At 57.6% G+C, this 23,489-nt stretch carries 21 protein-coding genes; 5 read left to right on the forward strand and 16 right to left on the reverse strand.

Annotation, left to right across the window (positions count from 1 at the left end):
* Positions 1 to 10 precede the first annotated feature (10 nt).
* On the reverse strand, positions 11 to 808 hold the full coding sequence (locus QPL95_RS13385; protein WP_303291533.1) for a sulfite exporter TauE/SafE family protein: 798 nt from the start codon (positions 806 to 808) through the stop codon (positions 11 to 13).
* 93 nt (positions 809 to 901) lie between these two features.
* On the opposite strand from QPL95_RS13385, the gene QPL95_RS13390 reads away from it, so the two are divergent.
* The 4 genes from QPL95_RS13390 (at position 902) to dxs (ending at position 4,941) form a co-directional block, all read left to right on the forward strand.
* Positions 902 to 1,675, forward strand: a complete 774-nt coding sequence (locus tag QPL95_RS13390) for an NRDE family protein (RefSeq protein ID WP_303291486.1) — start codon at positions 902 to 904, stop codon at positions 1,673 to 1,675.
* A 57-nt stretch (positions 1,676 to 1,732) separates the two neighbouring features.
* Positions 1,733 to 1,987, forward strand: a complete 255-nt coding sequence (locus QPL95_RS13395; protein WP_303291487.1) for an exodeoxyribonuclease VII small subunit — start codon at positions 1,733 to 1,735, stop codon at positions 1,985 to 1,987.
* On the forward strand, positions 1,987 to 2,883 hold the full coding sequence (gene ispA / locus QPL95_RS13400; RefSeq protein ID WP_303291488.1) for a (2E,6E)-farnesyl diphosphate synthase: 897 nt from the start codon (positions 1,987 to 1,989) through the stop codon (positions 2,881 to 2,883). The genes QPL95_RS13395 and ispA overlap by 1 nt, the downstream gene beginning before the upstream one ends.
* A gap of 126 nt (positions 2,884 to 3,009) precedes the next feature.
* Positions 3,010 to 4,941 carry a 1-deoxy-D-xylulose-5-phosphate synthase gene (gene dxs, locus QPL95_RS13405; protein ID WP_303291489.1) on the forward strand — a complete coding sequence of 644 codons (1,932 nt, stop codon included), beginning with the start codon at positions 3,010 to 3,012 and terminating at the stop codon, positions 4,939 to 4,941.
* Between the two features lie 47 nt (positions 4,942 to 4,988).
* Here the strand turns inward: dxs and ribA are convergent, their stop codons facing one another.
* From ribA to QPL95_RS13435, 6 genes are all read right to left on the reverse strand, one after another.
* Positions 4,989 to 5,600 (reverse strand): GTP cyclohydrolase II, encoded by a 612-nt coding sequence (gene ribA, locus QPL95_RS13410; protein ID WP_303291490.1) that lies wholly within the window; start codon positions 5,598 to 5,600, stop codon positions 4,989 to 4,991.
* Positions 5,601 to 5,652: 52 nt separating this feature from the next.
* Positions 5,653 to 6,177, reverse strand: a complete 525-nt coding sequence (moaC, locus tag QPL95_RS13415) for a cyclic pyranopterin monophosphate synthase MoaC (RefSeq protein ID WP_303291491.1) — start codon at positions 6,175 to 6,177, stop codon at positions 5,653 to 5,655.
* A gap of 48 nt (positions 6,178 to 6,225) precedes the next feature.
* The gene (locus QPL95_RS13420) at positions 6,226 to 7,206 is read right to left on the reverse strand and encodes a Nudix family hydrolase (RefSeq protein ID WP_303291492.1); all 981 of its coding nucleotides are present in this window, start codon (positions 7,204 to 7,206) and stop codon (positions 6,226 to 6,228) included.
* A complete protein-coding gene (argJ, locus tag QPL95_RS13425; RefSeq protein WP_303291493.1) occupies positions 7,187 to 8,404 on the reverse strand; it encodes a bifunctional glutamate N-acetyltransferase/amino-acid acetyltransferase ArgJ in 1,218 nt (405 codons plus the stop codon). The genes QPL95_RS13420 and argJ overlap by 20 nt, the downstream gene beginning before the upstream one ends.
* Before the next feature lie 101 nt (positions 8,405 to 8,505).
* Positions 8,506 to 11,235 carry a preprotein translocase subunit SecA gene (secA, locus tag QPL95_RS13430; RefSeq protein ID WP_303291494.1) on the reverse strand — a complete coding sequence of 910 codons (2,730 nt, stop codon included), beginning with the start codon at positions 11,233 to 11,235 and terminating at the stop codon, positions 8,506 to 8,508.
* Between the two features lie 89 nt (positions 11,236 to 11,324).
* Positions 11,325 to 12,281: a M23 family metallopeptidase gene (locus tag QPL95_RS13435; RefSeq protein ID WP_303291495.1), complete on the reverse strand. Its 957-nt coding sequence runs from the start codon at positions 12,279 to 12,281 to the stop codon at positions 11,325 to 11,327.
* A 213-nt stretch (positions 12,282 to 12,494) separates the two neighbouring features.
* Here QPL95_RS13435 and QPL95_RS13440 point away from each other — a divergent pair, with 213 nt between their 5' ends.
* Complete coding sequence (locus QPL95_RS13440) at positions 12,495 to 12,947, forward strand: DUF721 domain-containing protein (RefSeq protein WP_303291496.1); 453 nt, start codon at positions 12,495 to 12,497, stop codon at positions 12,945 to 12,947.
* 11 nt (positions 12,948 to 12,958) lie between these two features.
* On the opposite strand, the gene lpxC is transcribed toward QPL95_RS13440, so the two are convergent.
* The 9 genes from lpxC to murD form a co-directional block, all read right to left on the reverse strand.
* Positions 12,959 to 13,873 (reverse strand): UDP-3-O-acyl-N-acetylglucosamine deacetylase, encoded by a 915-nt coding sequence (gene lpxC, locus QPL95_RS13445; protein ID WP_303291497.1) that lies wholly within the window; start codon positions 13,871 to 13,873, stop codon positions 12,959 to 12,961.
* 213 nt (positions 13,874 to 14,086) lie between these two features.
* The gene (ftsZ, locus tag QPL95_RS13450; protein ID WP_303291498.1) at positions 14,087 to 15,244 is read right to left on the reverse strand and encodes a cell division protein FtsZ; all 1,158 of its coding nucleotides are present in this window, start codon (positions 15,242 to 15,244) and stop codon (positions 14,087 to 14,089) included.
* A gap of 100 nt (positions 15,245 to 15,344) precedes the next feature.
* Complete coding sequence (ftsA, locus tag QPL95_RS13455) at positions 15,345 to 16,580, reverse strand: cell division protein FtsA (RefSeq protein ID WP_303291499.1); 1,236 nt, start codon at positions 16,578 to 16,580, stop codon at positions 15,345 to 15,347.
* A gap of 36 nt (positions 16,581 to 16,616) precedes the next feature.
* Positions 16,617 to 17,456 (reverse strand): cell division protein FtsQ/DivIB, encoded by an 840-nt coding sequence (locus QPL95_RS13460; protein ID WP_303291500.1) that lies wholly within the window; start codon positions 17,454 to 17,456, stop codon positions 16,617 to 16,619.
* Positions 17,449 to 18,417, reverse strand: coding sequence for a D-alanine--D-alanine ligase (locus QPL95_RS13465; RefSeq protein ID WP_303291501.1), 969 nt, complete (start codon positions 18,415 to 18,417; stop codon positions 17,449 to 17,451). The genes QPL95_RS13460 and QPL95_RS13465 overlap by 8 nt, the downstream gene beginning before the upstream one ends.
* 1 nt (position 18,418) lies before the next feature.
* Entirely contained in the window at positions 18,419 to 19,864 is a 1,446-nt protein-coding gene (gene murC, locus QPL95_RS13470) for a UDP-N-acetylmuramate--L-alanine ligase (protein WP_303291502.1), read from the reverse strand.
* A complete protein-coding gene (murG, locus tag QPL95_RS13475; RefSeq protein WP_303291503.1) occupies positions 19,857 to 20,942 on the reverse strand; it encodes an undecaprenyldiphospho-muramoylpentapeptide beta-N-acetylglucosaminyltransferase in 1,086 nt (361 codons plus the stop codon). Before murG ends, murC begins: the two co-directional genes overlap by 8 nt.
* Positions 20,935 to 22,134 carry a putative lipid II flippase FtsW gene (gene ftsW / locus QPL95_RS13480; protein ID WP_303291504.1) on the reverse strand — a complete coding sequence of 400 codons (1,200 nt, stop codon included), beginning with the start codon at positions 22,132 to 22,134 and terminating at the stop codon, positions 20,935 to 20,937. The genes murG and ftsW overlap by 8 nt, the downstream gene beginning before the upstream one ends.
* Positions 22,134 to 23,474, reverse strand: a complete 1,341-nt coding sequence (gene murD, locus QPL95_RS13485; protein WP_303291505.1) for a UDP-N-acetylmuramoyl-L-alanine--D-glutamate ligase — start codon at positions 23,472 to 23,474, stop codon at positions 22,134 to 22,136. Before murD ends, ftsW begins: the two co-directional genes overlap by 1 nt.
* Between the last annotated feature and the right edge of the window lie 15 nt (positions 23,475 to 23,489).

Consider the following 23,489-nt stretch of genomic DNA (forward strand, 5'->3'; position numbering starts at 1 on the left):
GAACAGGCTCTCAGCTCAGCAGGAATCGAAGGCCGACGATAATCAGCACGATGGCAAAAATCCGTTTCAGCAGGCGACCGTCAAGACGGTGCGCCAGCTTGGCGCCGATACGGGCGAAAATAACACTGGTCGCAACAATACCAATTAACGCGGGCAAATAGATAAAGCCAAAGCTCAATTCAGGCAGTTCCGGATGCTGCCAGCCAGTCCAGATATTGCCTGCCGCGCCGGCCAACGCAATGGGTAAACCACAGGCCGCAGAAGTGGCCACCGCTTGCTGCATGCGCACGTTGCACCAGGTCAGATACGGAACCGATACGGTGCCGCCGCCAATACCAAAGATAGCCGAGGCCCAACCGATCAGCCCGCCAGCCACGCCAAGCCCGGCGGTACCCGGCACATCACGGCCCGGCTTCGGGTTCACTTCCAGGATCATCTTGAGCGCTACCAGAATGGCGAACACACCAATAATGGTTTGCAAAACGGGGCCACTGATCATCGCGGCCGTCCAGGCGCCGATCAATGCGCCCACCACGATGCCGCCCGTCATCGGCCGGAAAAGGTCCCAGCGCACGGCGCCATGCTGGTGATGAGTACGAATCGAACTGAGGGACGTAAACACGATGGTTGCCAGCGAGGTACCTATGGCCAGGTGCGCAGCAATTTCCGGGCTGACACCCATAAAACCGAAACTGAAGATCAGCACCGGCACGATCACAAGGCCACCACCAATACCGAACAGGCCCGCCATGGTTCCAGCAAGCGCACCCAGCAACAGATACAAAACGATTACGCCAATCAATGTCATGATCTTCATAGGCCCCGGGAAGAAATCAGGCTGGTATGATACGCATTGTTGCCAATCGCTGCAGCCTCAGATCATCAGGGAAGTCTATCGGATATGTGCTTAATCGTTTTTGCCATCGGCCAAAGCCCCCGGTTCCCGCTGGTGGTCGCCGCTAACCGGGATGAGTTTTTCCGGCGCCCGACATCAGCCATGGACTGGTGGCGAACCGACGAGGGAGAGGACGTGCTCGCCGGGCGCGACCTTGAGTCCGGCGGCACCTGGCTGGCTGTTTCTCCGGATGGCCGGGTAGCTGCGGTGACCAATGTCCGTGAAGGCAGCGCTGAACCTGGCCGCTGCAGTCGGGGGGAGTTACCTCTGAAAGCACTCGGGCAGGCCCGCAATGAGCTGGCAAGCAGCATGAGCTCCGAGCCAGGGCGCTACTCAGGGTTTAACCTGGTGTCTCTGTCTGCAACCGGTGGCTGGTATTACAGCAATCGGGATGCCCACCCAGGTCGGCAGTTATTCCGGGGCGTGTTCGGACTAAGCAATCACCTCCTGCAAACACCCTGGCCCAAACTCTTGCGCCTACGGTCCGCCGTGAGCCAACGTATTGAACAGGCCCATGGAGATGCCAGACAACTCCACAGCCAGTTGATCCCGCTACTGGCAGACAGCACCCCAGCGCCGGATAAAGACCTGCCAGACACCGGGGTTGGCATCGACACCGAGCGATTCCTCTCGTCACCCTTTATCCACGGCGAACACTATGGCACCCGCGCAACGACGATTATTACCGTCTCAGACCAGGGGGAAATACAGGTAACCGAACAATCCTGGGGGCCCTGCGCCCGCGCTCTGGAACAACGACAGTTCAGCTGGCAGCGGTAGCTCGGGGACTCTGATATAATCCGCACATTTCCTGACACACCGGACCGGAGGACGCCCATGGCCGGCGCCAAAGAAAGTACATCGATAGCCGACTTTGAAAAATCCCTGGACGAACTGGAAAAGCTGGTGCGGGATCTGGAACAGGGTGAGTTGCCTCTGGAACAGTCTCTGGCAGCCTTCGAGCGGGGCATCAAGTTGACACGCGAATGTCAGAGCGCCCTGAAGTCGGCAGAGCAGCGGGTTGAACAACTGGTTCAGAACAGCGATGGAACCCTGGAAACCCGCCCCTTCTCTGCGGATGACAGCAACTGATGAGTGACCGCACTTCCCTGGCGATTAGCTACCTGGATCAGTGTCGCCAACGCATTGATGCAGAGCTTGACCGCAGTATCCGCCAAGACTCTGTCTCCGAGCGACTTCAGGCAGCCATGCGCTACAGCGTACTGGGCGGTGGCAAGCGTATCCGCCCCGCCCTGTGCCTGGCCGCCGCGCGGGCGGTAGGCAGCGAAGAAGCGACTGCGCTGGCCCCCGCCTGCGCACTGGAACTGATTCATGCGTACTCCCTGGTTCATGACGACCTGCCAGCGATGGACGATGATGATTTGCGCCGGGGGCGCCCGACCACTCACATTGCCTTTGATGAAGCCAGCGCCATTCTGGCCGGCGATGCGCTGCAGACTCTGGCATTTCGATTGCTGACCGGCGCGCCCGCACTGACAGACAGCCAGCGGATCAGAATGATTACTGAACTCGCCCAGGCCAGCGGTCATAAAGGCATGGTCGGAGGCCAGGCGATTGACCTGGAGTCTGTAGGGCTTGCGCTGAACCTGGAGCAACTTGAAAACATGCACCGGCACAAAACCGGAGCTCTGATTGAGGCCAGCGTAACGATGGGCGCACTGACCGCGCCCGACGTGACAGCCCAGCAACTCAAAGACCTGTCGACCTACGCCAGCGCTTTAGGCTTGGCGTTTCAGGTTCAGGATGACCTGCTGGACATTGAAGGTGACACCGAAACCATTGGGAAACGCCAGGGGTCTGATGTCGCCAAAGCCAAGCCGACCTATCCTGCCCTGCTCGGACTCGAGGGTGCCCGCGAGCACCTGAACTTACTGCTGGACCAGGCTCAACAAGCACTTGAAAGCTTTGGTGAGGAAGCCGATCCCCTTCGAGCGATGGCAGATTATGTGGTTACCCGAAACCACTGACTCGCCTTTAGGCACTCTTTACCAGACACCGTTTTGTAACATCTGGCCCGGGAAGCATGAAACAGACACGCCTGTTCCCTATAATGCCCGCCAGAGAACTCATATTTTCGAGAAAGACCCGAACTGATGCAGGACACATATATTTTCAGGGAAATTCCGTCACAGCGGCCCAACACGCCCCTTCTGGACCGGATTGACGTTCCAGCCCAGCTGCGCGGGCTGCCGCCAGAGGATCTGCCACAACTGGCCAGGGAATTGCGCGCATTTCTGCTCTGGTCCGTCGGCCAGACGGGCGGGCATTTCGGGGCCGGGCTTGGCGTACTGGAGCTAACGGTTGCCCTGCATTACGTCTTCAACACTCCGGAAGACCGACTGGTCTGGGACGTAGGCCACCAGGCCTATCCCCACAAAATCCTGACGGGCCGGCGGGAACAGATGGGCACCATCCGGCGCAAAGACGGTCTTGCCGGGTTCCCGAAACGGGCTGAAAGCGTTTACGACACCTTTGGGGTGGGCCACTCGAGCACATCAATCAGTGCCGCACTGGGTATGGCCATTGCCGCTCGTATGCAAAACACCGGTCGCAAGAGCATTGCGGTCATCGGTGATGGCGCCATGACCGCGGGCATGGCGTTCGAAGCCTTGAATCATGCGGGCCATTTACACGCTGATATGCTGGTGATTCTGAACGACAACGACATGTCGATTTCCCGCAACGTCGGCGGCCTGTCCAACTACTTTGCCAAACTTCTGGCCAGTCGCACCTACAACCAGGTTCGCGACAGCAGCAAGAAAGTGCTCAAAGGTACGCCTCACCTGATGGCCCTTGCCAAGAAAACCGAAGAACATTTCAAAGGCATGATCGCCCCGGGCACACTGTTTGAGGAACTTGGCTTCAACTACATCGGGCCCATTGATGGCCACGACCTGCCACTGCTGGTTGAAACCCTGGAAAACATCCGGGACCTCGACGGCCCGCAGTTCCTCCACGTTGTGACCACCAAAGGCAAAGGCTTTGCGCCAGCGGAGGCAGACCCGATCGGTTATCACGCCATTAACAAGATCGAACCGGTACCGGCCAACAAGCCTGAGCCGGTGGCGCCAAAACCCGCCAGCCCCAAGTACGCCAACGTGTTTGGCCAATGGTTGTGCGATGCCGCCGAGCAAGACGAACGCGTTGTCGGCATCACGCCGGCCATGTGCGAGGGGTCGGACCTGCTGGCGTTCTCGGAACGTTTTCCCGAGCGCTATTTCGACGTAGCGATTGCCGAGCAACACGCCGTCACCCTGGCCGCCGGTCTGGCGTGTGATGGCGCAAAACCCGTAGTGGCCATCTACTCGACGTTTCTTCAAAGGGGCTACGACCAACTGATCCACGATGTCGCCATCCAGGACCTGGATGTGCTGTTCGCAATCGACCGGGCAGGCCTGGTGGGTGAAGACGGCCCTACCCACGCAGGCGCCTTCGATATCAGCTACCTCCGGTGCATTCCGAACATGGCCATCATGACGCCCTCGGACGAAAACGAAACCCGTCAGTTGCTGCAGACCGGCCTTCAATACCACGGCCCTGCAGCCGTTCGTTACCCCAGAGGAACCGGCCCGGGCGCAAGCATCGAGACGCAACTGACTCCACTGGAACTTGGCAAAGGCAGACGGGTGCGCGACGGCTCCCGGGTAGCCATCCTGAACTTTGGTACGCTGCTGGGCCCGGCAATCCATGCTGCCGAACGCCTGAACGCAACTGTCGCTGACATGCGCTTCGTGAAACCCCTCGACGAGGCGCTGATACTGGAACTGGCAGAGCAGCATGACTTGCTGGTGACCCTGGAGGAAAACGCGGTGGCCGGCGGGGCTGGCAGTGCCGTCACCGAGTTTCTGAATCTGAGGGAAGTGACCCTTCCGGTGATGCAGCTTGGCTTGCCCGACCGTTTTGTTGACCATGGCAAGCCGGAAGAGCTTCTGAAGGAGTGCGGACTGGATGCAGACAGCATTCACGAGGCCATCGCCTGTCGGCTTGAGCGCCTGGGCAGCCACTCGGTAGCAGCGGCTAAATAAGGCTAATCAGGCCGGTCACTGACCGGCCTGACCGGTTTTGATCAGGCTCAGGCGATATCATCGTCCTGGTGGGTGTCCAGCCAGTGGCCGAGCTTGCTCTGCTTGGTGTTCAGGTAGTGCTCGTTGTGGGGATTTCGCCCTACATGCAGCGGCACCCGCTCGACAATCCGGATACCGTAGGATTCCAGTGCCTTAACCTTTCTCGGATTGTTGGTCATCAGGCGAAGGCTGTGAATACCCAGATGCTCCAGCATATCCTGACACATGCTGTAATCCCGCAAATCCGCGCCAAAACCCAGCTGTTCGTTGGCCTCGACCGTGTCGGCCCCCTGATCTTGCAGGCGGTAGGCCCGAATTTTGTTCAGCAGACCAATGCCGCGACCTTCCTGTCGCAGATACATCAGAATACCCCGGCCTTCCCGGGCAATGCTGCGCAACGCTTCTTCCAACTGATACCCGCAATCACAACGCATGCTATAAAGCGCATCGCCGGTCAGGCATTCGGAGTGGGTGCGCGCCAGCATGGGCTCATCAGAACCAATATCACCCAGTGTCAGGGCCACATGCTCTTTGCCCGTTTCGGGTTCTTCGAAACCGTGCATATCGAAGACGCCGAAGGGAGTGGGCAAACGACAGGTATCAATGTAACGAACAGCCACTGTAATTCCTCGTGGTTCTGACAAATGGGGCTGGCATTCTATCACGGTGGCACTAAGCGGGCGTAGTGCCGGGTGTGGTGCCATCAAGAGTGCCGTCATGAGTTCCGGCAACCCAGTGACCGGAGCGACCGCCTTTCTTTTCCAGCAGCCGAACCTTATCGACCACCATTCCTTTATCCACTGCCTTGCACATATCGTAGAGCGTAAGCGCGGCCACGCTCGCCGCAGTCAGTGCCTCCATCTCCACGCCAGTCTGACCAGACAGCTTGCAGCGTGTCTCAATATATACTGACGCTCCATCCTCACCGGGTGTCAGCTCAACTTTGACGGAGGTCAGGTTCAGCGCGTGGCACAAGGGGATCAGATCGTGGGTTTTCTTGGCCGCCATGATGCCGGCAATGCGGGCCGTGGCCAGCACATCCCCTTTGGGATGCTCACCCTCGATAATCATCCGCAGGGTTTCCGGCTGCATTCGGATTGTGGCCTCGGCACGGGCCTCCCGTTCGGTAACGGCTTTCTCCGTCACATCGACCATCCGGGCTTCGCCCTTCTCATCAAGGTGGGTCAGTTTGCTCATGATTCACTCCGCCTGCGTTGCTTCATGTATGAATGTGCTCACAACCGACTACCACCAGAAACGAATCCCGGCGATCCCTTGGGCCCCCGCCGCTTTGGCCGGCGCCATATGGCCCGGTTCCAATCCACCAAGCGCATATACGGGGATGGCCGCATTAGAGATCAGGTCGGCAAAAACATTCCAGCCCATAGCCGGCTCCCCTGGATGGCTGGCCGTGGGCAACACCGGGCCCAGCACCGCGTAATCTGCCCCCAAACGCTCTGCATGGCACAACTGCTCAGCATCATGGCAGGACACCCCGAGCCATGCGCCCGCAGGCACAGGGCGCCCTGAAAGACCTTCAGCTTCACGCCATGACAGGTGGAGGCCGGCGGCCCCCGGGATTTCGTCAAACAGTGATGGCTGACCGTGCAGCAGAACACCGATACCGTTTTCCGACCCGGTCTTCAGCGCTGCTGTCGCAAGCGCCCGATAATCCTGGCGCGACAAATCCGGTGCCCGAAGCACCACCAGCCCCCGCGATCGCCCCTTAACCCCAGCAGCAAAGCGGGAGAAGCCATCCTTTGGAGTAACCATAGCACCGGTAATCAGCAATCTGTCGGGCAGATTCAAAGCACGAATGATGGGCCGGTTAGCAACGGGAAAATCCTCGTCGCGCAAGGCCTCGGGCAACAGCCAGTCCACTGGCTGCCCTTCCTTGCCTTCCGGTATACCCTCAGCCATCGAGGTGCGCCAGACATCGAGAAACACCTGCTTGTCACCATAGTCATGGCGAATGCCGATGACCGGCTCCAGACTCTGCAGCGGAACCCGCAAGCCGGTCTCCTCGGCGACCTCCCGCACCAGCGCCTGCTGCACGGTTTCATCCGGCTCGACCTTGCCGCCGGGAAACTCCAGCAATCCGCCCTGATGAACATGGTCTGGGCGCCGGGCTATCAGCACCCGCCCTTCCCGAATTATGACGGCTACCGCTACATGAACCTGCTTCCGGGCTTGTGCGCCGGGCTGATCAGCTTCGGTATTCTGCATTGATGGTCACGTAATCGTGGGAGAAGTCGCAGGTCCAGACGGTTTCACGGACCCCACCACGCTTAAGGTCAATGGCAATAGTAATTTCTTCCTGATCCATCACGGCCTGGCCGCGCTCTTCGGAATAATCGTCGGCACGACCACCCTCACGGACCAGGCACACATCGCCCAGGTAGATTTCCAGAGCGTTCAGGTCAAGATCAGGCACGCCGGCCCGGCCAACCGCTGCCAGAATACGCCCCCAGTTCGGGTCTGAGGCGAAAAGTGCCGTTTTTACCAGCGGTGAATGAGCGACGGTGTAGGCCACATCCAGAGCTTCCTGCTGGTTCCGGGCACCGGCCACATCAATGGTCACAAACTTGGTTGCCCCTTCACCATCCCGAACAATGGCGTGGGCCAGATCGAGATACACTTGCTGCAACGTCGCTTTGAGCTGAGGAAACAGGGGGCTGTCGAGGGTGATTTCCGGGCCGGAATACTGACCGCTGGCCATCAGCATGCAGGCATCGTTGGTCGAGGTGTCACCATCGATGGTAATCCGGTTGAATGATTTCTCACCCAGCTCGGATGCCAGCGCCTGAAGTGCATCCGGGGCGATGCTCGCATCGGTAGCAATAAAGCCAAGCATGGTCGCCATATTGGGGCGAATCATGCCCGCACCCTTGCTGATCCCCGAAATCGTTACCACATGGCCGTCCAGTTCAATTCGGCAAGACGCACCCTTGGGCCGCGTATCGGTCGTCATGATGCCACTGGCGGCCTCAGCCCAGCGATCTTCTCGGGTATCTGCCAGGGCCTCAGGTAAGGCGCCGACAATTTTTTCAACCGGCAATGGCTCACCAATCACACCAGTCGAAAACGGCAGCACGCTGGAAACAGTGACGCCGGCTTTCTCTGCCAGAGCAGTGCAACAACGCTCGGCGTCGACGAGCCCACGCTCGCCGGTGCCGGCATTGGCATTTCCGGTATTGATCAGCAAATAGCGGGGCGAGGCCTCCGCGAGGTGGCGACGGCTGAGCACAACCGGCGCGGCGCAGAACTGATTCCGGGTAAAAATGCCCGCCACCCGGGATTCCGGAGCCAGCTCAAACACCACCACATCCTTTCGGCCAGGCTTCTTGATGCCTGCGCTGGCAATGCCAATCTTCACCCCTGTCACCGGGAAAAACTCAGGTAACGCTCCGGGACCTACCGCCATGCCTGCCTCCTATGATTGTTCAAGTCTGAAAACGACAAAACCCGCAAGCCACCATCGCTCTGGTGGTTTGCGGGTTCTGGTTTGCGTGCTTCAGGGGCTGGTCAGCTCACCTTGCCACAGCACTGTTTGTACTTCTTGCCAGACCCGCAGGGACACGGCTCATTTCGGCCGACCTTTCGCTCCTGGCGAACGAAGGTATCTGGCGTTGCCTGGCCTTGCTGACCATCTTCGCCCTCACCCTGGGTTGCACTGGTTTCATCGTGACGAAGCTTGGCCCGGGCCATTTCCCGCTCCAGCTCTTCCTTGCGCCGACGTTCAATTTCTTCCATTTCTTCCCGGCTTTGAACACGCACATGGCTCAGTACCCGGGCGACATCACGCTTCATGCTGTCCAGCATATTCTCAAACAGGTTAAACGCTTCACGCTTGTATTCCTGTTTGGGATTCTTCTGGGCATAGCCCCGCAGATGAATACCCCTGCGCAGGTGATCCATGTTTGACAGATGCTCCTTCCAGAGCGTGTCGAGTACCTGCAGGAACACCTGTTTTTCAAACTTGCGCATGGACTCCGCACCGGCGATCTCTTCTTTCGCCTTATACTCCGCCACAATCGCATCGATAATTTTCTGGCGCAGGTTGTCCTCATACAGCTTGCTGTCTTCTTCCAGCCACTGCTGAATCGGCAGATCGATAGCCATTTCCGACTGCAGCTGCGCTTCCAGACCCGCAACATCCCACTGCTCCGGAATGCTCTGGGGAGGAATGAATTCACTGATCAGTGAGCCGACGACATCTTCGCGGATGGTATCCACCATCTCGGAGATATCATTCGATGCCATCACTTCATTACGCTGGTCATAGATAACGGTACGCTGATCGTTCGCAACATCATCGTATTCGAGCAGGGTTTTCCGCATGTCGAAGTTACGACCTTCAACCTTGCGCTGGGACTTTTCAATGGCGTTGGAGACCATGCGATGCTCGATAGCCTCGCCCTTCTTCATACCCATGGCCTGCATCAGGTTCTTCACCCGCTCCGGCGCAAAGATCCGCATGAGGTTGTCTTCCAGCGAGAGGAAGAAGCGGGAAGAACCCGGATCCCCCTGGCGACCGGCACGGCCACGCAACTGGTTATCGATCCGCCGTGACTCATGGCGTTCGGTACCAATAATGTGCAAACCGCCGGCCTCAAGCACCTGATTGTGACGCTCGGTCCATTCGGCCTTGGCCCGGGCTGCTGCCTCCTCGGAGGTAGCTTCTGAGGCGGCCAATTCATACTCCCAGTTGCCACCCAGCACGATATCGGTGCCTCGGCCCGCCATGTTGGTCGCAATGGTGACGGCACCCGGTCGGCCAGCCTGAGCGATGATCAGGGCTTCCGATTCGTGCTGCTTGGCGTTCAGAATTTTGTGGTCGATTCTCGCCTTCTTGAGCAACATGGACAGCAGCTCTGAGGCCTCAATGGAGGCGGTACCCACCAGGATGGGCCGGCCTTCTGCCGTCACATCCTTGATTTCATCGATAATGGCGTGGAATTTCTCTTCCTGGGTCAGGTACACCAGGTCGTTGTAATCAATCCGCTGAATCGGCTTGTTAGGCGGAATGACAACCACATCGAGGCCGTAAATCTGACGGAATTCAAACGCCTCGGTATCAGCAGTACCGGTCATGCCTGCAAGCTTTTCGTACAGACGGAAGTAGTTCTGGAACGTGGTGGAGGCGAGTGTCTGACTTTCAGCCTGAATTTTCAGGCCTTCCTTCGCTTCAATGGCCTGGTGCAGGCCTTCACTCCAACGGCGACCGGGCATGGTACGGCCGGTGTGCTCGTCAACAATTACCACCTGACCACCCTGAACGATGTAATCAACATCCTTCTGGAACAGGTGGTGCGCACGCAGGCCGGAGTGCACGTGGTGCAACAAGCCCAGGTTAGCCGCAGAGTAAAGGCTCTCGCCTTCCTGCAGCAGGCCGCGACCGAGCAAAAGCTCTTCCACCTTCTCGTGGCCGCTTTCTGTCAATTCTACCTGGCGGGACTTTTCATCAATGGTGAAATCGCCGGTGGTTTCACCATCTTCACTAACCTCGCCCTGCTCCAGGCTCGGGATCAATGCGTTGATGGCCTGATAAAGCTTGGAGGAGTCTTCAGCCGCACCTGAAATAATCAGCGGGGTGCGGGCTTCATCAATCAGGATGGAGTCAACTTCATCGACAATCGCGAAGTTCAGGCCGCGCTGAACCTTGTCTTCAATGCTGAAGGCCATGTTGTCGCGAAGGTAATCAAATCCGAATTCGTTGTTGGTGCCGTAGGTGATATCGGCCTGATAGGCAGCTCTTTTCTCTTCCGGCGGCTGGCCAGAAACGACAACTCCGACGTCCATGCCCAGGAACCGATACAGCTTACCCATCCACTCGGCGTCCCGGCTGGCCAGGTAGTCGTTCACGGTGACAACGTGGACGCCTTTACCCGGCAGAGCGTTAAGATAAACCGCTGCAGTAGCAACCAGGGTTTTACCTTCGCCGGTTTTCATCTCGGCGATGCGACCTTCATTCAAGGTCATACCACCCACCAGCTGAACATCGTAGTGCCGCATACCCATCACACGGCGACTGGCTTCACGAACGGTCGCAAAGGCTTCCGGCAAGATCGCATCCAGGGTTTCGCCTTCTTCGAGGCGACGACGGAACACTGCGGTCTTAACCTGCAACTCGGTATCCGACAGTGCGCCAAACTGCTCCTCAAGTTCATTGATACGCAAGACCACCTTACGCATCCGCTTGATTTCTCGAGCGTTCTTACTGCCGAACATTTTGGTTGCAAGCTTTGTGAACATAGACCACTGCTTCTTCAGTTAAACGGAGGAAGCCGGCATTCTAACCTTATTTGGCGACAGGACAAAAGAAGGGCTTCACGGGAATGAAATCAGCGGCTTGCGCGCTGGATATATTTCTCGGGATTTTCAGGCTTGCCGTTGCGGATAACTTCGAAATGCACATGAGGACCGGTAGAACGCCCGGTACTGCCCATCAGCGCAATTCCCTGGCCTTTCTGAACCACATTACCGACTTGTACCTTGATGGCCTTGGCGTGGGCGTAGCGGGTGACCAAGCCGTCACCGTGGTCAATTTCAACCAGGTTGCCGTAGCCATAGCGCTCGTCAGCGTAAGTCACCACGCCGCCTGCTACAGCAATAATGTCACTGCCGTCCTTGCCTGCGAGGTCGACGCCCGCATGCCAGGTACGCTTGCCCGTGAAGGGGTCTGAGCGGTAACCGTATTTGGACGACAACCACCCCCAGGTGATCGGTCGGCCCTGCACATAGAGTTCGTCTTCCAGCTTTTGGCGCGAAGCCACCTTGTCAAGCAGGCGCAGCTGTTTTTCGCGGTCTTCTATCTGCATTTCAATCTGATCGATCATTTCGGTCAGTTCTGGCGCACTGAAGGAGTCTGCGGGCAGGATGCCCTCTTCCGGGCCACCCACCGCTGCGGGTTGATCGAAATTAAACTCATCACTGGTCACCATCCCGGACTCAACAAAGCGCTGACCAAGGGCATCGAGCCTCAACAGGCTGCCCTGAATCCGTCCAAGCCTCAGCGTCAGGGCATCAATTTGCTGCTGCACGTTTTCCCGAACCCGGGCGACTTCTGCTTGCTGATCACGCAGCTTTTCCTGCCATTCCGAAACCAGTTCGGACTCTTGAGGCTGAGCGGCAGCAACCTGACTCATGGCTGCGCGGTAACCGCCCCAACCTGCCGCCAGAATGACCGCAAGCACCAACAGCACTATCCCTGCCACGGATGCAGCGTTCAGCGGTATCGAGCGGGATTGCCCGTGGCTTTTGCCAACGAAAATTACGTTCATATCGTCGTTCGGTGTCATGGTGGAGCCGCAACCTTGTCCTTGTAGTGCTGCGACCCGGAAAATTTCCGAGCGGGTCTGCTATCCTTAGCAACAACTACGTACTGATAAATCGTAGCACCCGGTAGACATACTCTTTGTAGACAATGTAAAACGAGTGTCATATCCGTGCTACGCATAAAGCGTGCCGAAGTGTAACCAATCGTAAACAGTGGCGTCGAGAAAAAACCGGCAATGAACCGAAAAAGTGATCAGAAAATGATCTTCAACACAACTTCGCCCAATTCGAGCTCCACCCTCAAAGAGCTGATGGCGAAGGCCGGATTACATATTCAGGCTGAGCAAACCGTGTTGACCGCCATCCCTGAAGAACTGGTTAAAGGTACCTGCTTTGTCAGTTGTCAGAACGGCGAGTTGGTGTTGTCAACCGACACCGCAAGCAAGGCGACACGCCTGAGGTTCCGGCAACATGAAATTATGGAAGCCCTCAGAGAAAACGACCTCTTTCGCTTTGTCTGGAAAATCCGCATAAAGGTCGCGCCGGCCCGATTCAAATCTCGCAAGAAGGTCGAAAAGGTTCCTCTCAGTAAAGAAAATGCCCGACTCCTCTCAGAGGAAGCCGGGCACACGAAGGATAAAGCGTTGCGCGAGGTTCTCGAAAAACTCGCCAGCCACGTCCGGGATTAAGGCGTCCCGCCTTAACCCGCCGCCAGCACAGGTTTCATGTACGAAATAGGTGCAGTGGCTTCGTCATCGAAGGTCACGACTTCCCATGCGTCTTCTTCCGCCCTGAGCTTGCGCAGCAGCTTGTTATTCAGGTCATGGCCGGACTTGATACCGCGGAACTCACCAATCAGGCTATTGCCCAGCAGGTAAAGATCCCCGATCGCGTCCAGCACCTTGTGTTTGACGAACTCATCCTCATAGCGAAGGCCGTCTTCGTTGAGAATCTTGTAATCGTCTACCACGATCGCATTATCGACACTGCCACCAAGCGCCAGGTTCATGGCCCGCAGCTTCTCGATATCACGCATGAACCCGAAGGTGCGTGCGCGCGACACTTCCTTAACAAACGAAGTGCTGGAGAAGTCTACGGTTGCCGTCTGGGCACGGCCCTTGAATACCGGGTGGTCAAAATCGATACCAAAGCTGACCTTGAAACCTTCAAAAGGCAGGAAGGTAGCTTTCTTGCCATCTTCTTCAACGGTCACTTCGCGTTTGATACGGATGAAGCATTTCGCCGCTTCCTGTTCGGCAATGCCTGCGGATTGCAGCAGGAACACGAACGGGCCGGCAGAGCCATCCATAATCGGCACTTCAGAGGCACTGAGTTCAACGAAACAGTTGTCAATTCCAAGACCAGCCATAGCCGAGAGCAAGTGCTCTACCGTCGCCACACGCACACCGTCTTTTACCAGCGTCGTGGACAGCATGGTCTCACCTACATTTTCCGCACAGGCCCGGATCTCGACCATAGGGTCCAGATCGGTCCGTCGGAAGATGATGCCCGTATCCACCGGCGCAGGCTTGAGCGTCAGGTAAACTTTTTCACCTGAGTGCAGGCCAACACCTGTCGCACGGATGGTGTTCTTGAGTGTGCGTTGTCTGATCATCGGTTCATTATTCCGTCACAAAAGAGCGATATTCTGAGCAAAAAACTGCCCGGAGAATATCAGAATTCAAGACTGAGTACCATTTAACCAGTATGACTTTACTTAACATTTGCAATAGTCATCGGCTATGGTCAATCAGCTCACGCTTGACCGAGACTTTAGGTTCCATCAAAAACCGAGAAACCTGTCTTTCGCCACATATGAGACAGATTATCAATCAGCCTGCCTGCGAAGGAATGCGGGAATATCGAGATAGTCCACACCCTGCTCTTCGCTTTCTTTACTCTGGTCCAATGCAACGTTGCCCTGTGTGACGGCACGGCGACGCAGAATCGCCGGGCGATCAAGCTGGTTGTAATCGGTTTTGCCGTCCAGAGTGCGGGAGTTGTCCACCACTTTGGTGGGCTTCTCGCGCTCACCGCCCAGGCCGGTCGCGACAACCGTCACCTTCAGTTCTTCGGTCATTTCAGGGTCAATCACGGTACCCACAACCACGGTGGCCGAGTCAGACGCAAACTCACGCACAATGTCGCCAACTTCGGTAAATTCGCCCAGGTTGAGATCCATACCGGCTGTAATGTTGACCAGAATGCCCTTGGCGCCCTGAAGGTTGATATCTTCCAGCAGCGGGCTGCGCACAGCGGCTTCGGCGGCTTCGCGAGCACGGTTCTCACCAGTGGCGCGACCGGTACCCATCATGGCCATGCCCATTTCAGACATAACGGTCTTCACGTCGGCAAAGTCGACGTTGATCATACCGTTACGGGTAATCAGGTCGGCGATACCCTGAACAGCACCCAGCAACACGTCGTTGGCTGCGGCAAAAGCATCCAGCAGGCTGGTTTTCTTGCCCATCACCGCCAACAGCTTTTCGTTGGGGATGGTAATCAGCGAATCAACGCTCTCTTCCAGCTCCTTGAGGCCGCACTCAGCAACGCTCATTCGCTTGCCACCCTCGAACTGGAACGGTTTGGTCACCACGGCTACGGTAAGAATACCCAGTTCGCGTGCCACTTCTGCGACAATCGGAGCTGCGCCGGTACCTGTACCACCGCCCATGCCGGCGGTGATGAAGACCATATCGGAACCACTGAGGGCTTCCGCGATACGGTCGCGATCTTCGAGAGCCGACTGGCGACCCACTTCCGGGTTTGCGCCAGCACCCAGGCCTTTAGTGATATTGCCACCAAGCTGGATAATCTGGCGTGCGTCCAGGTCCTTCAGTGCCTGGGCGTCGGTATTGGCGCAAATGAATTCCACGCCTTCGATGTCGCTGTTGAGCATATGACGCACAGCGTTGCCGCCGCCACCGCCAACACCAACTACTTTGATTACTGCACTTTGCTGAACACTATCAACGAGTTCAAACATATCCCCTACTCCTTCGTGCTGTTTCCGGTCTTTCCAGGCCGGTTTATTTCGATCGTTATGTGTTTTCGAGAAACCTTCGTGTACTGCTCCTGATGCACCGTCAGAAGTGACCGGTGAACCAGGCTTTCATGCGCTCGACCAGCGAGGGAGCATCCTCGCCTTTGAGCACCGGCGACCGGCCAAGATCCATTTGCCGGAAGCCATGAATCAACAGCCCCACGCCAGTGGCGTAGATCGGGTTGTTGACTACTTCCGTCATACCGGAGACCGCCTGCGGACAGGCCAGCCTAACCGGCATGTGGAAGATTTCTTCGGCCAGCTCCACCACCCCTTCCATGGTGGAGGAACCGCCTGTAATCACGATGCCCGCAGGAATCAGGTCTTCAAATCCCGAACGACGCAGTTCCGACTGCACCAGAGTGAACAATTCTTCGTAGCGAGGCTCTACCACCTCCGCCAGCGCCTGACGGGACAGGTCCCGCGGCGCCCGGTCACCGACACTCGGCACCTTGATGGTTTCGTCGGCACCGGCCAGCTGGGTCAGCGCGCACGCATATTTGATCTTGATCTCTTCAGCGTTCTGCGTGGGTGTTCGCAAAGCCATGGCGATGTCATTGGTGACCTGGTCGCCAGCAATCGGGATGACCGCTGTGTGACGAATGGCACCACCGGTAAACACCGCGATGTCGGTCGTTCCCCCGCCGATATCCACCACGCACACGCCCAGCTCTTTCTCATCTTCCGTCAGGATGGCGTGACTGGACGCCAGCTGCTCCAGAATGATGTCGTCCACTTCAAGGCCACAGCGCTTCACGCACTTTTCAATGTTCTGGGCCGCATTAACCGCACAGGTCACCAGGTGCACTTTGGCTTCCAGGCGCACACCGGACATTCCCATAGGCTCTTTAATGCCTTCCTGGTTATCGATCACGAATTCCTGCGGCAGGATGTGCAGAATTTTCTGATCCGCAGGAATCGCCACGGCCTGCGCCGCATCGATCACCCGGTCAATATCGGCCTGGGTCACTTCCCGGTCACGGATGGCCACGATGCCGTGGGAATTCAGGCTCTTGATGTGGCTACCTGCAATACCGGCGTACACCGAGTGAATGCGGCAACCGGCCATCAGCTCAGCTTCTTCAACCGCACGCTGAATGGCCTGCACGGTGATTTCGATATTCACCACCACACCGCGCTTCAGCCCGCGGGACGGATGGGAGCCGATACCGACGACTTCGATGGTGCCATCCATCTTGCGCTTGCCGACAATCGCAACCACCTTGGAGGTTCCGATATCCAGGCCGACAATCATGTTTTCCGTTTCAACCGATGACATGTGTTTCACCAAACCCCAGGTTCGTAGTAATCGTTATCAGGATTTCGGTGCAGCAACCGCCGCATCCGTTTTCCACTGCACCGCCACGCCATTGGTGTAGCGGGCATCAACCCGGCTGACTTCATCCACCCTGGAGGCCAACCGGTTCTCGTAAACTGTTATAAAGCGCTCAAATCGCTGTTCTACCTGATCTCGCCCAAGCACCACTTCTATGCCATTGGCCAGTGTTAGCGTCCAGGCACCACGCTGCTCAAGAGACAGCCCGGCAAAGCCCAGCCCGTAACCAAACAACTGATCGCTCATGCTTCGTGCCATGGAGATGACGTCCCGCACCCGCTCATCCGGCCCTGAAAGCCGCGGCAACCGACCGGCCACTTCCGGGTTGGGTGGAGAGAACAACTCACCCGAGCGACTCACCAGCCGGCCATCACTCCAATAGGCCAGCGGCTTCTTCTCGCGGATGTCTATTTCAAGCCGGCCCGGCCAAACCCGTTTCACTGCCGCAGACTCCACCCACGGGCGACTTTCCAGCGCCGCCTTAATTTCGGTGAGATCTGTTGAGAAATAACTTTTCCCCACCCAGGCTCCGGCGGCCCGCTCAATCGCAACCTGACTGTCTCCAACAAACTGGCCGTGAACATCGACCGCCACGATCTGCTGGTCCATGGCGGTGAGCAGTCGATCCGTTCCCCAAGGTACCAGCGCAGCCAAAAGAACAACGGTGGCACCCAAGCCGACCTGCAACCAGGGCACGGCGGCCAACACAGCCCTCAACACACCAAACCGGTCGCGCCCTGGCTCTACGGTGGTTGCCCCCCGTCGCCGGGGCTGCTCGGGCGGTACTGCCCGGCTCCGGATCAGCAATGTTTCAAGCATTCGGCGCCTCCGCCAGTGTGTCTTTCAGTATCCGCACCACCAGTTCTTCGAAACTGATGCCAGCCGCTCTCGCGGCCATGGGCACCAGGCTATGGTCCGTCATGCCCGGCACAGTATTCACTTCAAGCAACCAGAATTCGCCGTCTGCATCCTGCATGATGTCCACCCGGCCCCAGGTTCTGCAGCCAACGACTCTGAACGCGTCCAGCGCAAGATGCTGAAGGCGTAACTCGTCATCCGGCGACAGCCCGCAAGGAATGCGGTACCGGGTATCATCGGCCAGGTATTTGGCGTCATAGTCATAGAAGTCATGGTCGGTACTGAGCCCGATCGCAGGCAAAGCCTTGTTCTGAAGCAGACTGACCGTAAATTCAGGGCCTTCAATCCACTTTTCCACCAGCACCAGATCATCCATGGCGGCGGCAGACTCGTAGGCCTCGACCAGCTCAGCGGCGCTACGAACCTTGCGTATGCCTATGCTTGATCCTTCATGAGCGGGTTTGACACTCAATGGAGTGCCCAGGCTGGCAACAATATCTTCAGCCTCATCCGCCGACTTCATCGCACGGAATGCCGGCGTTGGCAGTCCGCAGCCCTCGAAAACATATTTAGTGCGCAGCTTGTCCATGGCCAGAGCCGAGGCAAGTACTTCACTGCCGGTATAGGGCAAGCCGGCTTGCCCAAGGATGGCCTGAAGCGTTCCGTCCTCGCCACCACGACCATGAAGGGCAATAAATACCCGATCAAAATCTGGTGCCTCAACGGTGCCCAGCAAGCAGCCGCGAACATCCACACCAAAGGCGTTCACACCCGCAGACTGCAGCGCCGCCAACACAGCCTTGCCGCTTTTCAACGACACTTCCCGCTCGGCGGAATCGCCGCCCATAAAAACCGCAACACGGCCCAGTGCTTTGACCAGCTCTGGCGGTGCCTGATACGGCGGCAAGTCGGTGTGGGTCATCTCACTCACTCTTTGCTACCCCCGCAGCCGCAAGGCGCGCTGCCACGCCGCCAATGTCACCGGCACCTTGGGTAATCAGCAGGTCACCGTTTTGAAGCACGTTGGCCAGCAAGCCTTCGATTTCCAGATTATCCTCAACAAAGACCGGCTCTACTTTCCCCCTCTGCCGAATACTTCGGCACAGAGCCCGGCCATCCGCGCCCGGGATGGCAGGCTCCCCCGCCGAATACACGTCCATCAGCAGCAGGCCATCCACTTCAGACAACACCCTCACGAAATCCTCGTACAGGTCACGGGTGCGAGTGAAACGATGTGGTTGATACAGCATGACAATACGGCGATCCGGCCAGGCGCTACGGGCGGCCTTGATAACCACCTCCACTTCAGTCGGGTGGTGACCATAGTCATCCACCAACGTAACTTGCCCACGTGGCGTCTGATATTCGCCGTACACCTGAAACCGTCGGCCAACACCGGCAAAACCGGCCAGTCCCCGGCAGATCGCCTGATCGTCCACGCCCTCATCGGTAGCCACGGCAATCGCCGCCAGAGCATTGAGTACGTTGTGTCTTCCCGGCATTTTCAGCTCAACAGTGAGGTCTGAACGACCGCCAGGCCGACGCACAACAAAGTTCGTTTTCAGGCCGTCTGAGGTGATTTGCTCTGCCCGGTAATCGGCATCCGGATTATCGATGCCGTAAGTGATGATGGCGCGGGATATTCTGGGAATGATTTCCTGAACGAAGCCATCATCCACACACATCACGGCAATGCCGTAGAACGGCAGGTTGTGAAGAAAATCAACGAAGGTCTGCTTCAGTTTTTCAATGTCACCGCCATAGGTTTCCATATGGTCGGCTTCAATGTTGGTAATCACCGAAATCACCGGCGTTAAATGCAGAAACGACGCATCGCTTTCGTCGGCTTCGGCCACCAGGTACCGAGACCCGCCCAGCTGTGCATTGGTGCCAGCACTATTGAGCTTGCCCCCGATCACAAAGGTCGGGTCCAGGCCCGCCTCACCCAACACCGAAGCGATCAGGCTGGTGGTGGTAGTTTTGCCGTGGGTTCCGGCCACGGCGATACCGTGCCGGTAACGCATGATCTCTGCCAGCATTTCAGCGCGCGGAACAATCGGAACACGGCGGCTGCGGGCCGACACCACTTCCGGGTTGTCCTTTGCCACCGCTGACGACACCACCACGACGTCTGCAGTCTCGGTGTTTTCTTCGCGATGACCAATCTGAACCTCGACACCCATAGCCCGCAACCGCTCTGTCACGGCACTGTCTCTGATATCGGATCCGGAAACGTCATAGCCCTGGTTTTTCAGTACTTCGGCAATGCCGCTCATGCCAGCACCACCGATGCCGACAAAATGTATGCGGCGAATTCGGCGCATTTCGGGCACCTGGTACACCAGTGGCGGATTCGTTAGTTCAGCCATTGGCGGCCTCCAGACAGTAATTCACGACTCTCTCCGTTGCATCGGGGCGCGCCAGCGAGCGGGCGGCCTCTGCCATTTTCAGAATTTTTTCACGACTGCCAGCCAGGTCCTTCAAAGTCTCAGCCAGTACCTCAGGCGTCAGTTGAGACTGAGGCACCAGGATGGCAGCACCCGCTTTAACCATGTGCTGCCCATTGCGGGTCTGATGATCATCTACTGCATGCGGAAAAGGCACCAACACCGCCCCCACACCGGCAGCGCACAACTCGGATACCGTCAGCGCACCCGCACGACAGATCACCAGATCGGCCCAGGCATACGCCTCGGCCATGTCTCGTATAAACGGCTCTACGCTAGCGCTCACGCCCGCATCCACATACGCCTTACGGGCGGCGTCAAGATTCTTTTCGCCGCACTGATGCCGCACTTCCGGCCTCTCATTTTTCGGCAGCAAGGCAAGCGCCTGCGGCAACTGCTGATTAAACACCTGAGCGCCCAGGCTACCCCCAACGACCAACACTCTGACCGGCGCGACTCTGCCATCCAATCGCTGTTCAGGCTCCGGCAGGCTTGCCAGATCTTTTCGTACCGGGTTGCCTGTGCACCGGGTAATAACCTTGCCGCCGAAACTGCCGGGGAAGGCTTCCAGTACCGTCGTCGCAAAGCGGGTCAACAAACGGTTAGTCATACCGGCAACCGCGTTTTGCTCGTGAATGATCAACGGCGTCCGCTGCATCCAGGCGGCAACACCTCCGGGGCCGGTAACAAATCCACCCATACCAACCACACAGTCAGGCCTGATTCGCCGAAGTAACGTGTAGGCTTCACCCAGCGCCCGCATCAAACGAAAAGGCGCCAGCAACAGGGCCAACTTACCCTTACCCCGCAAGCCGGAAATATGGATCAGGGAAAGCGGTATATCGGTCTCACCAATCAACCGCTCTTCCATGCCGCCTTTGGCGCCCAACCAGTAAACTTCGTGACCGAGCTCCTGCAAGGCCCTGGCAGTTGCCAGCGCCGGAAATACGTGACCACCAGTGCCTCCGGCCATCATGATGAATCGGCGAGGGCTACTCATAAACGGCCCCTCCCCGTGTCTTTCGGCCAGCTTGTTCCGTTGTCATCCGCACTTTATCGAGGCGTTCCATCTCCACTCGCGCCAATACGCCAAGGCCAATACAGGTGACCAGCAGGCTTGACCCACCATAACTGACCAGAGGCAGGGTCAGCCCCTTGGTTGGCAGCAAGCCCGTGCACACGGCCATGTTGATGCCGGCCTGCAGGCCGATCAGCAAGCTGATGCCATAGCTGAAGCAAGCACCGAATGGCATACCACTCTTTTCTGCCCTTCGGGCAATCACAAAACCGCTCACCACCAACGCAGTGAACAATGCCAGCACAATCAGCGCACCAATGAGCCCGAATTCCTCGGCAATAATCGCGAAAATAAAATCGGTATGGGCTTCCGGCAGAAAGAACAGCTTCTGAACCGAATTGCCCAGGCCAACACCCGCCCACTCACCACGGCCAAAGGCGATCAGTGACTGGGTTAGCTGATAACCACTATCAAACTGGTCTTTCCATGGGTCCAGGTAGCTCACTACCCGCTTCAGCCGGTAAGGCGCACTGACAATCAAAACCGCGCCCAGGAACGCCAGTACGCCAATCAGAGGCAAAAACCGGGTCAGCCTTACGCCGCTCAGGAAAATCATCGCCGCAGCCGCTGCCGTCAGAACAACGGAGGCGCCAAAATCCGGCTCAGTCATCAGCAGACCCACCGCCAGGATCAACACAATCACCGGCTTGGAAAAGCCCCACCAGGTATTGAGCAACTCGTCCCGGCGGCGCACAACATAGCCGGCCAGGTAGGCAATCACGCAAAGTTTCGCCACTTCCGAAACCTGAACATTGAACAGGCCCATCGGTATCCAGCGGGTCGACCCGTTAACGGTGTGGCCCAGGGGGGTCAGAACCAGCACCAGCACCAGCATACCCGTTCCCAGCAGCAGCCAACCGCTGCGCTCCCACCATGAAACCGGCACATTGACCGCAACCAACGCCGTCAGGCAGCCAAGCGCAGCGAAAATCACCTGCCGTATGACATAGTGATAGCTATTACCCAGGGTTGCCGCCGCCATATCCATCGAGGCCGATGAAATCATCACCACGCCGATGACCAGGAGTGCGATCGACGTGACGATCAACACCGGTAAGGGCTGCAAGTCCAGGGCCTTACCCTGATAGGACTGAGTAGCGGCTGCAATCTGCATCACAGTGCTCCTGCCAACGCGCGGAACTGATCTCCGCGGTCGTTATAATCCCGAAACATGTCAAAGCTGGCACAGGCAGGCGATAACAGTACGCGGTCACCGGAACGGGCCAGGCGGCGGGCGGCTGTCACGGCTTCTTCCAGGCTGCCAGCCTGGATTGTCTCAACACCGTTGCCCACGGCCCGGGCAACGGCTTCAGCATCCCGGCCTATCAACACCACCGAACGGCAATGCCGACTCACTGGCTCAGCCAGTGGCGCGAAATCGGCACCTTTACCATCACCACCCGCGATCAGAACCACTTTGCCTTGTTCAGGCACGAGACTCTCGATGGCGGCAACCGTGGCCCCGACGTTGGTACCTTTGGAATCATTGATGTATTCAACGCCATCCAGCTTTCGGACAAACTCGCAGCGATGGGGCAGTCCGGCGAACTGCCGGGCTACCGTCAACATCGGCTCCATGGGCAGGCCGGCCGCGTGCCCCAGTGCCAGTGCGGCCATCACGTTGCTGATATTGTGACGCCCCATCAGCTTCAGCTCGCTGGCCAGCAACAAGTTATCGAAACCGTGGGTAATCCAGATGCCCTGATCATCTTCGCGCGTGCTGAAAGTATCCGGATTCACCCGATTGAAGCCAAAGCACAGGAATCGCAGGGTATCCCTGGCCATCGGGGTACTAAGGGCGTCATCCAGATTCACAATGGCATTTTTGCAGCCGCGATAAATCCGCTGTTTTGCCTGAAAATACGCCATCTTGTCAGGGTAACGATCCATGTGATCGTCGCTGACATTGAGTACCGTGGCGGCCAGGGCATTCAATTCGTCCGTGGTTTCCAGCTGAAAGCTCGACACTTCCAGCACATACAAATCGGCGCCCTTGCCTAGCAGTTCGAGTGCCGGTGTGCCGATATTGCCACCCACCTGAACCTTGCGGCCGGCTGCCGCCGCCATTTCACCAACCAGAGTTGTGACTGTGGTTTTTCCGTTGGAGCCCGTGATCGCGATAATCGGCGCATCGGCGGCGTCGGCAAAGAGATCGATATCTCCACGGATAAGGGCTCCCCGATCCGCAGCGGCTGCGATCGCCGGCTCTGTAATACTGATACCCGGGCTGACGACCAGTTCACCAAAACCAGAGAACAGGTCCTGGTCGAACTCACCCAGATACACCGGCACACCTGGCCAGCCATCTCGCAGTTCCTGAAGCCCCGGAGGGTTGTCCCGGCTGTCTGCTACGGCGATCTCTCTGCCCAGTCCGGACAGATAACGCACGCAAGAGAGCCCGGTTTTACCGAGCCCTACTATCAATGTGCGACGATCCGAAACAATGACACTCATAGCCGTAGCAACGTC

Origin of the sequence: Marinobacter sp. SS5-14b (genome assembly GCF_030541005.1) — a bacterium.
In the GTDB taxonomy this organism is placed as follows: Bacteria; Pseudomonadota; Gammaproteobacteria; order Pseudomonadales; family Oleiphilaceae; genus Marinobacter.